This window comes from Serratia sp. D1N4 (assembly GCF_054552755.1).
In genome coordinates this window covers 4289157-4300925 of record NZ_CM137274.1, presented here as the reverse complement: position 1 = coordinate 4300925, position 11769 = coordinate 4289157, and the positions used below count along the sequence as shown (strand labels likewise).

Sequence of the window (11769 nt, the reverse complement as noted above, 5' to 3'; positions counted from 1 at the left end):
TTTGGTCTAGGTTTTCCGCGTAAATTGTCATCATCGGTTATTCACTGAGGTAACGACGATGATCAACAGACGGCATTTTATTCTGGGTGGTGGTGCGATATCCGCTGCTTTTGCGGTGGGGCTGTTGCCCACGTTTTTCTCACGGGCCGCCAGCAAAGAACAGTTTGAAATCAGCTATAGCGATGAACAATGGCGGCAGCGGCTGGGCCCGGCGCAGTATGAAGTGTTGCGTGAGGAGGGCACAGAGCCGCCTTACAGCAGCCCGCTCAATGACGAACACCGCAACGGGATATTCTCCTGTGCAGGCTGCAATCTGCCGCTTTTCTCTTCCGCGACCAAATTTGACAGCCACACCGGTTGGCCGAGTTTCTATCAGCCGCTTGACCATGCCGTGGCCACGCGTCAGGACGGCTCATTCGGCATGATCCGTGACGAAGTCCACTGCCAGCGCTGCGGTGGTCATTTGGGGCACGTATTCGACGATGGGCCGCCGCCGACCGGGTTGCGCTACTGCATGAATGGTTTAGCGATGGTGTTCACGCCGCAATCGGCATAGCCAGATAAGTGAGGAATAAGATGAAAAGTGGAAACAGATTGGTTGTATTACTGCGTTCTTACGGAGTCTGGGGAGCGTTGCTGCTGGCGATGATGCTGGGTTTTCAGAGCCTGGCGGGGGCGTTTGACGGCCCTGAAACCGCAGTGGTGATTCCTGCGCCGCTCAAGGATGAAGCACCGGCCACGTCACACAGTGAAACCGCGATCTTTGCCGGTGGCTGTTTCTGGGGCGTACAGGGTGTTTTCCAGCACGTTAAAGGCGTGACCAACGCGGTGTCGGGCTACGCCGGTGGCACGGCGCAAACTGCCAATTACGATACCGTCAGCGGGGGGAATAGCGGGCATGCGGAGTCGGTGCAAGTCACCTTTGATCCTACGCAGGTTTCCTATGGCCAACTGCTGCAAATCTATTTTTCTGTAGCTCACAACCCGACCGAGCTTAACCGCCAAGGGCCGGACAGCGGCACGCAATATCGCTCCGCTATTTTCCCACTGACCGAGTCACAACGGCAGGTGGCCGAGGCCTACATTGCACAGTTGGATGCCAGCCATAGCTTTACCAAGCCTTTGGCAACCCGCATTGAGAGCAATGGACATTTTTACCCTGCCGAGGCTTACCACCAGAATTTTTTAAACGACAATCCTGATTACCCCTATATCGTGATCAACGATCTGCCGAAGGTAAAACAGCTGCAGCAGCTTTTCCCACAACAATATCGCCAAGATCCGGCGCTGGTTAACTGAATCTGGGGGCGTTTCTTCTATACTTGGTGGCGACGAGTGTCTTGAAGCGCAAGCGAAATGCGGCGATAATCCGCTCCTATCAGCAGTACTGAAACAGACATTGAATCAATCCCTTTCTCGTCGGGCTAACGACGCGGGAGGGATTTTTTTTTGCTACCGCCTGAGCGATTGATTGCGGGCGAACCGTTGAAATATGAGGATTTACTATGAGCACCTTAGGCCATCAGCCCGATAATTCTTTAGTGTCCAACGCCTTTGGTTTCCTACGCTTTCCGCTGAATTTTATGCCTTACAGCAGCGATGCAGAGTGGGTCATCACCGGTATTCCATTCGATATGGCCACCTCTGGTCGCGCCGGTGGCCGTCATGGTCCGGCGGCTATCCGTCAGGTATCGACCAATCTGGCCTGGGAAGGTGCACGCTGGCCGTGGGGGTTTGATCTGCGCGAGCGCCTGAACGTCGTCGATTGTGGTGACATCGTGTTCAATTTTGGCGATGCGCATGATATGAGCGAAAAATTGCAGGCGCACGCAGAAAAACTGCTGCAAGCCGGTAAGCGCATGCTCTCTTTCGGCGGTGACCACTTCGTCACGCTGCCGCTGCTGCGCGCACATGCCAAGCACTTTGGCAAAATGGCGCTGGTTCATTTTGATGCCCACACCGACACCTATGCTAACGGCAGCAAGTTTGACCACGGCACCATGTTCTTCCATGCACCGAACGAAGGCCTGATCGACCCGCATCATTCGGTGCAGATCGGTATCCGTACCGAGTTCGATCGTGACAACGGTTTTACCGTGCTGGATGCTGCGCAGGTTAACGATCGCGGCGTGGACGATCTGCTGACTCAGATCAAACAGATCGTCGGCGATATGCCAGTGTACCTGACCTTCGATATCGACTGCCTGGATCCGGCCTTTGCGCCAGGCACCGGCACCCCGGTGATCGGCGGCCTGACTTCCGATCGTGCGTTGAAGCTGGTGCGCGGCATGCAATCATTGAACATTGTCGGGATGGACGTGGTAGAAGTGGCACCTGCCTACGATCAGTCGGAGATCACCGCACTGGCCGCCGCCACGCTGGGCCTGGAAATGCTGTATCTACAAGCGGCTAAAAAGCAGGGGTAATGCCCGGCACCATGGAGCCGGCAGCTGTTTGCCGTGAAAATAAAATGGAGGAACCGTGCTGACTAAACCATCTACACGCCTAAATAAATATATTAGCGAGAGCGGTATCTGTTCGCGCCGCGAGGCCGATCGTTACATCGAGCAAGGCAATGTTTTTATCAATGGCAAGCGGGTCGGGCTGGGGGATCGGGTGTTTGCTGGCGACGTCGTCAAGGTTAACGGCCAGCTGATTGAGCCGCGCAACGAAGACAACCTAATCTTTATTGCGCTCAACAAACCGGTTGGCATCGTCAGCACCACCGAAGACGGTGAGAAAGACAATATTGTTGATTTCGTCAACCATAGCACCCGCATTTTCCCCATCGGGCGGTTGGATAAAGATTCTCAAGGGCTGATCTTCCTCACCAACCACGGCGATCTGGTGAACAAGATCCTGCGGGCGGGCAACGACCATGAGAAAGAGTATCTGGTCACGGTCAACAAACCGGTGACTGACGACTTTATCCGTGGCTTGGGTGCCGGCGTGCCGATGCTGGGAACGGTGACCAAAAAGTGCAAGGTGAAGAAAGAAGCGCCGTTTGTGTTCCGTATCGTACTGGTGCAGGGGCTTAACCGTCAGATCCGCCGCATGTGTGAGCATTTTGGCTATGAGGTAACCAAGCTGGAACGCACGCGCATCATGAACGTTGGCCTGGCCGGGCTACCCTTGGGGGAGTGGCGCGATTTAACCGACGATGAGTTAATCGATTTGTTTAAATTGATTGAAGGCTCTTCCTCAGAGGCTAAACCGGCGAAGAAAGCCAAACCTGCCCCAGCGGTAAAAAAACCGGCGGGCAGTGGGCCGAAAAGTGCCGAGAAGCCAAGCAGTAACACGGCAGCGCGCAAGCGTTTTGCCCAGCCTGGGCGCAAAAAGAAAGGGCGTTGAGTCGAGTTAGAGTTGCGCTGGCCGCTCTAACCAACGTCTCTGAAAGCGCGGATTGCAACGGGCAGTTCTTCAGCCCACTGCAATCCCGCGCTTTATTAATTTAACCGTTCTTTACTGGTTTCTTTAATAAAAGTGAAGGCCAGCAGCGATAGGCTGCAACCGACAATGACATAAAAGGCCGGTGCTGCCGCATTGCCGGTGATTTTGATCAGATAGGTGGCAATAGAGAGTGAAAAACCACCGAAAATACCCACCGCGACACTGTAAACCAGAGATAGCCCAGTAGTTCTGACATGGCGCGGATATATTTCAGGCAAAATGGTAATGGAAGGCGAAGCACCAATAATATTAATCGTGCTCAGCACGATCATAATGGCAAACATAAGATGCACGCTGGGGTAACTGCTTAACAGATAAAAAGCCGGGTAAATTAATAAGGTAAGGACGATCCTGGAACCGGCAATCAGCGGGCGCCTGCCGACCTTATCGGACCACATTCCCGCCAGCGGGCCACCAATCAGAGTAATTAATCCGCCGATGGCACCTATCAGCATGCTATAGCCGGTATCCAGCTTTAAAATGCTGATCGCATAGTTGGGGAGATAAAACATAATAATCATATGAGGGATGGTTCCCCCAATAGTTAATAAAATGCCCGACAAGGTTTCTTTATAATAGGTGGTGATCACTTCAATTAACGGGATTTTTGGGGCGTTATTTTCCGTAGCCTGCAATGTGTGGGTCGCAGTTTCCTCTAGTTTTGAACGGATATACAAACCGATAGGCGCAATAATCACCCCAAACAGAAAGGGAATACGCCAACCCCAGTCTTGAACGCTCTCTGCGGGCATCACGTTGACCAGGATCACCAGCGTCATAGCGGCAAACAGGTTCCCGGCTCCCTGGCTAGACACCTGCCAGCCGCCATAGAATCCACGATTGTGGGGTTTGGCATACTCCACTAATAACGTGGTTGATGCGCCCAATTCACCGCCAGCAGAAAAACCTTGTACCAATCTGGCCAGCGTAATAATGATCGGGGCAGCAATACCAATACTTTGATAAGAGGGGGTGATACCAATCACCATGGTACTGAGGCCCATCAGTAAGAAAGTGAGCGTCATGGCGGGCTTACGCCCTTTTTTATCCGCATAGTGGCCAATTACCAGCGCGCCGATCGGCCTGGCGAGATAGCCCATGCCAAAGATCATGAACGAGGTCATCAGGCTGACTAACGGATCTGACGCGGGGAAATAGGCTTTGGCGATATAAGTGGCGAAAAAGGCGTACAGCACCAGATCAAAAAACTCCAGTCCATTCCCTAATGTGGTGGCTAAAATCGCTTTTGCCGGTGAAATCTTTTTCTTGGCACTGTCCATAGTCTGTCCTTTATTTTAGAAACGCCTGGGTTAACGCACTCCAATAAGCAATGCCACGAGTAATAATCGCATCATTAAAATCATATCCAGGGTTGTGTACCATACAGCTCTTTTCACCCGCACCATTTCCCAATAATAAATAACTGCCTGGCCGCTGTTGCAGCATAAAGGCAAAATCTTCGCTGCCCATTAATGGCTCGGGAATGTCAATAACCTGATCGCCGTGCTGTTCACCCAACATATCCTGAGCCACCTGTTTGGCAAACTGCGTCATTTCAGGGTTATTGACTAATACCGGATAGGAGCGAACGTAATCAATGCTAACAGTGGCGCCAAAAGCCGCCGCCTGAGCGTTGACCAGCGTTTTAATCCGCTCTTCCAGCAGATCCCTTATTGCTGGGTTCAGCGCGCGCACGCTGAGTTTTAATACCGCCGAATCGGCAATCACATTATTGGCAATACCGCCCTGAAATGAACCGACCGTAATCACCCCTGACTCTTGCGCACTCAAATTACGTGCAACGATGGTCTGTAATGCCATAACGATGCTGGAACCCACCACAACGGCATCGATGGTGCCTTTGGGCATGGCACCATGCCCGCCTTTGCCATGGATCCTGATGGTGACATTATCGCTGGATGCCATAAATGCCCCTTCGCCGAACACAAACTGCCCTTCAGGGAATCCCGGCATGTTATGCATGGCAAAGATGGCATCGCAGGGGAATTGTTCAAATAAGCCATCGTCCATCATCTTCTGCGCGCCTGCCAAGCCTTCCTCCGCGGGCTGAAAAATGACATTTAACGTGCCATTAAAGGAGGGATGATCGGCCAGATAATGCGCCGCGCCGAGTAACATGGCGGTATGACCATCATGTCCACAGGCGTGCATGATGCCGTGGTGCACGCTGCAATAAGGCAAACCGGTGTTTTCGACAATCGGTAGCGCGTCCATGTCGGCCCGGATCCCGATCGCACGTTGGCTGTCTCCCTTTTTCAACTTACCGACAACGCCGGTGACACCCAGCCCGCGCGTGACCTGATACCCCCAGGCCGCCAGTTTTTCTGCCACCAGATCGGCGGTTTGCTGTTCCTCATAACCTAACTCAGGGTGTTGGTGAATATGCTGACGAAGAGCTTGGCTTTCTGCGGCATACTCTTTGAAAACATCTAGGTTTATTGCATTAAATATCATACTGATAGCCTCTGTATACTGGATCAGAATGGGACTTCCAAGTCTCCTGTGCAGCAACGCTTTGGCTGCATGTGAAGTTTATGGAGCTTATCAAGCTGCTCTGAATTGAATATACATTTCTCACTTTTCATTTCAGTACGTACTTTCGTGATCCACTCCGCATTTGCAACTTTTAAACAACTATTCATTAACATTTCCCCCATTGCTGACTTGACGAGAAATTCACCAGACTTATATTGAGTGTATTAAATAAGAAACTTAGTTTCATATATGAAACAATCAGATAGGAGACAAGAAGCGATGAGCTGGAAGAACGTGTGTGAAGTGTCTCAGGTGAAAGAGGATTTTCCTTTCTCCGCCAATGTGGAAGGAAAAGAGGTCGGTGTGTATTTGATCGACGGTCAATATTACGCGCTGGAAGACGTTTGCCCGCACGCCTATGCCTTGCTCAGCCAGGGATTTGTTGATGACGGTAAGGTGGAGTGCCCGCTGCACGAAGCCTTGTTCGATGTGCGCACCGGCCAATGCCTGCGCGAACCGGGTGGCCGCGACCTGCAAATCTATCCAACCCGGGTGATCGACAACCAAATCCAAATCACCTTTATTGCGGAGGAATAAGCATGCAGCACATTACCGATATCAATCCTTGGCTGCCGGACACCCAACAGGTGACGCCGGCGCGTGAGGGCGGCAATGGTCAGATCCATCAGCCAGGTCAATACCAAAACGTTATTTGGCAAACCCGTGCGCGAGTACCGGATGGTTTTGAAACCGCGTTGGTGGCAGCGTTGGAAGAGATCTTCGATCAGGGGTCGGAAGAGCTGGATCAGATCGTCAGCGCGCTGAATCAGCGCCGCCTGTTTGATCGCAGCGGCCAGTCTTGGAATGAAGCCACGTTCCGCGAATTCCTTCACGTAAACGGTTTCTGAGCCGCACAGGGAGAAGACCATGACAGCAAATACAGCATCCTCCGCACAGACATTGCAGAACTATCTTGATCAGGGATTGCGCGGCATCTGGTACCCGGTGTTGGCCAGTTGGGAAGTGGGTAACAACCCGGTGGGGATCACCCGCCTTGAACAGCAGATCGTATTGTGGCGCGATAAAGACGGGGCGATCCATGCGTTAGAAGACCGCTGCCCGCATCGTGGTGCGCGCCTTTCCATGGGCTGGAACCTGGGCGATCGCATTGCCTGCTGGTATCACGGCGTTGAAGTGGGCGGTGATGGCGAGGTAAAAGACGTTCCGGCGGTGGATCGCTGCCCGCTGGTGGGGCAAAAGTGCCTGCGCTCTTATCCGGCCAAAGAAGCCTACGGTGCCGTGTTCCTGTACTTCGGCATTACCGCCGACGAAGAACCTGCCGAACTAACCTTCCCGAAAGAGTTGGCGGACGAAGCCAGCTACAGCAACTTCCTGTGTACCGCCAGTTGGGACTGTAACTATCAATATGCATTGGAAAACGTGATGGACCCGATGCACGGCACCTATCTGCACTCCTCGTCACATTCGATGGCGGAAGGGGATCGCAAGGCCGATATGGCGCTGGAACCTACCGACAGCGGTTTTATCTTTAAAAAGAACGGCCAGATCGGTGTGAACTTCGACTGGGTCGAATTTGGCAGCAGCGGTGCCTACTGGATGCGCCTGTCGATCCCGTACAAAAAACGCTTTGGGCCTGGCGGCCACTTCTGGATCATCGGCATGGTGGTGCCAGAAGATAAAGATCATTGCCGCGTGTTCTTCTGGCGTATTCGTCAGGTAAAAGACTGGCAGCGCGACATGTGGCGCTTTATGTACCGCAATCGTTTGGAGCAACTGCACTGGGACGTACTGGAGCAGGATCGCATCGTGTTGGAAAACATGGCACCGAACGCGCGTGGCCAGGAATACCTCTATCAGCATGACGTTGGCCTTTCCCGCCTGCGCCGCATGATGCAGAAAGAAGCACAGAAACAGCTGGCGATCCTCAGCGAATTGGAGGCAGCACAGTGAATGGCTTGCTGGCGGGCAAACGCGTGGTAGTGACCGGCGCGGCGCGCGGCCTGGGGCGCAGCTTTGCGGCGGCGATCGTCCAAGCAGGTGGTCGCGTAGTGATGTGCGATATTCTGGCGCAAGAGCTGCAAGACAGCGCAGCAAGCCTGCGTGAGCAAGGGGCGCAGGTGGAAACGCAGGTGATCGATCTGGCGTCGCCACAGTCGATCACCGAGGCGTTCAGTGCTATTGCCAAAGGTGGCGCGATCGACGGGTTGGTGAACAACGCGGCGTTGGCGACCGGGGTCGGTGGCAAAACCATGATGGAATACGACATCGACCTGTGGGACAAAGTGATGCAGGTCAACGTGCGGGGTACCTGGCTGGTGAGCCAGGCGGCGGTACCGCTGCTGGCACAAACGCCGCACGCCAAGATCGTCAATGTCGCTTCGGATACTGCCCTGTGGGGCGCACCACGGCTGATGGCCTATGTGGCGAGCAAAGGGGCGATCATTTCGATGACCCGCTCCATGGCGCGTGAACTGGGGCCGCAGGGGATCTGCGTCAACGCCATTGCACCGGGCCTGACGCGGGTTGAAGCCACTGAATATGTGCCTGCCGAACGCCACCAACTGTATGAACAAGGGCGAGCGCTGGCGGGGGCGCAGCATCCTGACGATGTGACCGGCAGCGTGCTGTATCTGCTGTCGCCGCTGGCGAACTTCGTAACGGGCCAGCTACTGCCGGTCAACGGCGGTTTCGTATTTAACTGATTGCCCGACCGATAGGTTAAGGAGCACCACATGGCAGAAGATCAAGAGTGTAAATATCTGATCCCAGGTCTGGATCGCGGCTTACAACTGCTGCTGGCATTCAGTGAGCAACACAAGGAAATGACCTTTGCAGAATTACATCGCCTGGTCGATATGCCGAAGGCGACAGCCTACCGCGTGGTGCAAACGCTGGAGCACTTGGGGTTTCTGGAGCGCAACCCGCGTACCAACACCTTCGGGCTGGGGATCAAGGTGTTGCGACTAGGTTTTGAATATATCGCCTCGCTGGATGTCGCCCAGGCGGGCCAGCCGGTGATCGAACAACTGCGCGATCGCAGCCAATGCAGCAGCCACTTGGCGATCCGCGACGGGCGCGATGTGATCTACATCGCCCGCGTCAGCGCCGCCGGTTCGCAGATCAATCAGGTCAGCGTCGGCACCCGTTTGCCGGTACACCGTACTTCTCTTGGCCGCATGCTGCTGACCAGCACCAGCCGCGAAGAGTTCGAACGGCTGTTCCCAGATGAAACGCTGCCGGATGCGGCCCTGGGTACTCCGGCCAACCGCGAAGCGCTGTGGCAGATGGTGCAGCAGGATAAGGCGCGCGGCTACGTGATCGGCGAATCTTTCTTCCGCCACGGGATTTCCTCGATCGTCTATCCCATCTTTAACCGCGAACAGCGAGTGGAAGCGGTGGTCAGCATTATGGTGCCGTCCGACGAGATCCCGAAGGCAGATCGCGAACGGTTGCGCATGGAAGTACGAGACGCGGCGGAGAAAATCTCCGGATTCTTGGGCGCAACGCCACAGGCAAAAGTCGGCTAGGCATTTCTGCCAGCCAAACAGAATTTTTGACTCAGGTAGGGATAAGACTCATAGCAATCATGGGTCGGGGTTCGATCACGCCTGAAAAACGCATTCAGCGAGAACGTGAGGCACAATAATGAGCATAACCGGAATCGAAAAGCTGGAATTTGGCGTTGAAGATCTGCCAACGTGCGAAAAATTTATGCAAGACTTTGGTCTGCAATCTACATATCAACACAGAGGGGAACCACGCCGTGAATTCACCACGCTGAGCGGTGCCAGCGTGGTGTTGCATCCAAAAAACAGCGAGGTTTTACCGGCCGCATTTGAGGCTGGCTCTACCCTGCGCCGTATGACTTGGGGCGTTGACAGCCCGACCGCGCTGGCGGCGTTGCAGCCATGCTTGGAACAGATGCCGGGTTTCCGCCAGGTGGGGGAAGAGCTGGAGTGCTGCGATCCAAACGGCATGACGCTGCGCTTTGCTGTGACTGCTCTGCGTGAGGTGGAGCTGCCAGTGACCCCGATCAACCAATGGGGCGATGTGCGCCGCATCGATCAACCCAGCCCGGTATACGCCAAAGCTGAGCCGGTCAATATCGGTCATGTGGTGTTCTTTGTTGAGGATCTGGCCGCCACCGAAAAATTTTACTGTGAGCAACTCGGTTTTCAGGTGTCGGATCGCTACATCGATCGCGCGGTGTTCCTGCGTGCCCAGGTACGCGGCGGGCATCACAACCTGTTCCTGCTGAAGTTGCCCAACCGCTCGCGCGGTTTGAACCATGTGGCCTTTACCGTGCGTGATATTCACGAGGTGATTGGCGGCGGTATTGCGATGAACAAAGAAAACTGGAGCACCTTTATCGGCCCTGGTCGCCATCCGATATCCTCGGCTTATTTCTGGTACGTCAACAGCCCGACCGGCGGCGCGTTTGAGTACTACACCAATGACGATTATCTGACGGAAAACTGGCAGCCGCGTGAGCTGGAACATTCGCTGGTGTCGTTTACCGAATGGGCGGTAGAAGGCGGCATCGACCACGATACCCGCCGTCAGCATAAGAAAACGGGGGCCGCATGAGCCAACCCATCCAGGCGGGTATTGTCATCATCGGCGGTGGTCAGGCCGGAGGTTGGGCCGCCAAGACGCTGCGCGATCGCGGTTACGGCGGCAAGCTGACGGTGGTGAGTGATGAACCCTATGACTTTTACGAACGCCCGCCGCTGTCTAAAGCGGCCTTGCTGGATGGCAATGCGCCGCTCAGCCGCCTGTTTAGCGCCGAGGTGGTTGCTGGGCTGAATATCGACTGGCACCGCCCGTTGCGCGCCGAGGCAATCGACAGCCAGCAACAGATCGTCACGCTCAGCAACGGCGAGCAACTGAAGTTTGATCAACTGCTGATCGCCACCGGTGGGCGGCCGCGCTTGCCGGATGCCAGTTGGGCTAATCACCCGCAGGTGATGACCTTGCGTTCCTGGGACGACGCTGCGCGTTTACGCCAAGGGTTACAGCATTGCAAGAAGCTGGCGATTGTCGGCGGTGGCTGGATTGGGCTAGAGATCGCCGCATCGGCGCGCAAATTGGGTGCCGAAGTGACGGTGTTTGAGCGCCAGCCTGCGCTGTGCATGCGCAGCGTTGGGGCCGATGTTTCGCAGGCGTTGCTGGAACTGCATCAGCAGCACGGCGTCAGCGTGCTTTGCGGCTGTGGCGATATCCGGCTTGAAGATCGTCAGGGTACGCCCTGGATCGGCAGCGACATCAGTGACGCGCAGCCGTTTGATCTGGTGGTGGTGGGTATTGGTGTTGAGCTGAATCTGGAGTTGGCGCACAACGCCGGGTTGCAGGTTGAGGCGGGTATTGTGGTGGATGGGCAGGGGCGCACCAGCCATCCGGCGATTTTCGCCGCCGGTGACGTCGCGCGCCACCCCAAGCTTGGCCTGTGCCTGCAATCCTGGGCTTACGCGCAGAATCAGGCCATCAGCACCGCCTGCGCCATGCTGGATGCTTTTGCCGCGCCTTACGATGACGTCGCCTGGCTATGGTCGGATCAATACGACGCCAATATCCAGATCCTCGGCGTTCCGACCGGTGGCGTACATCACGTGGTGCGCCACACGCCACAATCGCAGGTATTTTTCACCCTGAATGCCGATCGGCAACTGGTACAGATGGTGGCGTTTAACGATGCGCGCACCATCAAGCTGGGTAAACGCTGGCTGGCCAGCGGCCGGGTACTGGATCCGCAGCAACTGGCGGACGTGGAGTTTTCTCTGATGGCGTTGAAATAACGTCCGA

General features: G+C 55.0%; 13 protein-coding genes. 11 read left to right on the top strand and 2 right to left on the bottom strand.

The window, feature by feature from the left end; genetic code table 11:
- Positions 1 to 58 precede the first annotated feature (58 nt).
- The 4 genes from msrB to rluF all read left to right on the top strand — a co-directional run bounded on the left by msrB (position 59) and on the right by rluF (position 3351).
- Positions 59 to 556, top strand: a complete 498-nt coding sequence (gene msrB / locus ACX1CU_RS19310) for a peptide-methionine (R)-S-oxide reductase MsrB (protein ID WP_459399845.1) — start codon at positions 59 to 61, stop codon at positions 554 to 556.
- A gap of 20 nt (positions 557 to 576) precedes the next feature.
- Positions 577 to 1299, top strand: a complete 723-nt coding sequence (gene msrA / locus ACX1CU_RS19305) for a peptide-methionine (S)-S-oxide reductase MsrA (RefSeq protein WP_459399844.1) — start codon at positions 577 to 579, stop codon at positions 1297 to 1299.
- A gap of 206 nt (positions 1300 to 1505) precedes the next feature.
- Positions 1506 to 2426 carry an agmatinase gene (gene speB, locus ACX1CU_RS19300; protein WP_459399843.1) on the top strand — a complete coding sequence of 307 codons (921 nt, stop codon included), beginning with the start codon at positions 1506 to 1508 and terminating at the stop codon, positions 2424 to 2426.
- A 55-nt stretch (positions 2427 to 2481) separates the two neighbouring features.
- Positions 2482 to 3351, top strand: a complete 870-nt coding sequence (rluF, locus tag ACX1CU_RS19295) for a 23S rRNA pseudouridine(2604) synthase RluF (protein WP_459399842.1) — start codon at positions 2482 to 2484, stop codon at positions 3349 to 3351.
- Between the two features lie 95 nt (positions 3352 to 3446).
- Here rluF and ACX1CU_RS19290 read toward each other — a convergent pair whose 3' ends face one another.
- Both ACX1CU_RS19290 and ACX1CU_RS19285 read right to left on the bottom strand, forming a co-directional pair.
- Positions 3447 to 4730, bottom strand: coding sequence for an MFS transporter (locus tag ACX1CU_RS19290; RefSeq protein ID WP_459399841.1), 1284 nt, complete (start codon positions 4728 to 4730; stop codon positions 3447 to 3449).
- 10 nt (positions 4731 to 4740) lie between these two features.
- Positions 4741 to 5925 (bottom strand): M20 aminoacylase family protein, encoded by a 1185-nt coding sequence (locus tag ACX1CU_RS19285; RefSeq protein WP_459399840.1) that lies wholly within the window; start codon positions 5923 to 5925, stop codon positions 4741 to 4743.
- Positions 5926 to 6225: 300 nt separating this feature from the next.
- Here ACX1CU_RS19285 and ACX1CU_RS19280 point away from each other — a divergent pair, with 300 nt between their 5' ends.
- From ACX1CU_RS19280 to ACX1CU_RS19250, 7 genes are all read left to right on the top strand, one after another.
- Positions 6226 to 6543: a non-heme iron oxygenase ferredoxin subunit gene (locus tag ACX1CU_RS19280; protein WP_459399839.1), complete on the top strand. Its 318-nt coding sequence runs from the start codon at positions 6226 to 6228 to the stop codon at positions 6541 to 6543.
- Positions 6544 to 6545: 2 nt separating this feature from the next.
- Positions 6546 to 6854, top strand: a complete 309-nt coding sequence (locus tag ACX1CU_RS19275) for a recombinase-like helix-turn-helix domain-containing protein (RefSeq protein WP_459399838.1) — start codon at positions 6546 to 6548, stop codon at positions 6852 to 6854.
- Between the two features lie 19 nt (positions 6855 to 6873).
- The gene (locus tag ACX1CU_RS19270; protein ID WP_459399837.1) at positions 6874 to 7917 is read left to right on the top strand and encodes a Rieske 2Fe-2S domain-containing protein; all 1044 of its coding nucleotides are present in this window, start codon (positions 6874 to 6876) and stop codon (positions 7915 to 7917) included.
- On the top strand, positions 7914 to 8669 hold the full coding sequence (locus ACX1CU_RS19265; RefSeq protein ID WP_459399836.1) for an SDR family oxidoreductase: 756 nt from the start codon (positions 7914 to 7916) through the stop codon (positions 8667 to 8669). The genes ACX1CU_RS19270 and ACX1CU_RS19265 overlap by 4 nt, the downstream gene beginning before the upstream one ends.
- A 30-nt stretch (positions 8670 to 8699) precedes the next feature.
- The gene (locus ACX1CU_RS19260) at positions 8700 to 9494 is read left to right on the top strand and encodes an IclR family transcriptional regulator (protein WP_459399835.1); all 795 of its coding nucleotides are present in this window, start codon (positions 8700 to 8702) and stop codon (positions 9492 to 9494) included.
- 118 nt (positions 9495 to 9612) lie between these two features.
- Complete coding sequence (locus ACX1CU_RS19255; RefSeq protein WP_459399834.1) at positions 9613 to 10554, top strand: VOC family protein; 942 nt, start codon at positions 9613 to 9615, stop codon at positions 10552 to 10554.
- The gene (locus ACX1CU_RS19250) at positions 10551 to 11762 is read left to right on the top strand and encodes an NAD(P)/FAD-dependent oxidoreductase (RefSeq protein WP_459399833.1); all 1212 of its coding nucleotides are present in this window, start codon (positions 10551 to 10553) and stop codon (positions 11760 to 11762) included. The genes ACX1CU_RS19255 and ACX1CU_RS19250 overlap by 4 nt, the downstream gene beginning before the upstream one ends.
- Positions 11763 to 11769: the final 7 nt, after the last annotated feature.

Excerpts from the sequence above, each read along its gene's own strand:
- msrB (WP_459399845.1), top strand. The coding sequence starts at position 59 with ATGATCAACAGACGGCATTTTATTCTGGGTGGTGGTGCGATATCCGCT.
- msrA (WP_459399844.1), top strand. The coding sequence starts at position 577 with ATGAAAAGTGGAAACAGATTGGTTGTATTACTGCGTTCTTACGGAGTC.
- speB (WP_459399843.1), top strand. The coding sequence starts at position 1,506 with ATGAGCACCTTAGGCCATCAGCCCGATAATTCTTTAGTGTCCAACGCC.
- ACX1CU_RS19290 (WP_459399841.1), bottom strand. The coding sequence starts at position 4,730 with ATGGACAGTGCCAAGAAAAAGATTTCACCGGCAAAAGCGATTTTAGCC.
- ACX1CU_RS19285 (WP_459399840.1), bottom strand. The coding sequence starts at position 5,925 with ATGATATTTAATGCAATAAACCTAGATGTTTTCAAAGAGTATGCCGCA.
- ACX1CU_RS19280 (WP_459399839.1), top strand. The coding sequence starts at position 6,226 with ATGAGCTGGAAGAACGTGTGTGAAGTGTCTCAGGTGAAAGAGGATTTT.
- ACX1CU_RS19275 (WP_459399838.1), top strand. The coding sequence starts at position 6,546 with ATGCAGCACATTACCGATATCAATCCTTGGCTGCCGGACACCCAACAG.
- ACX1CU_RS19270 (WP_459399837.1), top strand. The coding sequence starts at position 6,874 with ATGACAGCAAATACAGCATCCTCCGCACAGACATTGCAGAACTATCTT.
- ACX1CU_RS19260 (WP_459399835.1), top strand. The coding sequence starts at position 8,700 with ATGGCAGAAGATCAAGAGTGTAAATATCTGATCCCAGGTCTGGATCGC.
- ACX1CU_RS19255 (WP_459399834.1), top strand. The coding sequence starts at position 9,613 with ATGAGCATAACCGGAATCGAAAAGCTGGAATTTGGCGTTGAAGATCTG.
- ACX1CU_RS19250 (WP_459399833.1), top strand. The coding sequence starts at position 10,551 with ATGAGCCAACCCATCCAGGCGGGTATTGTCATCATCGGCGGTGGTCAG.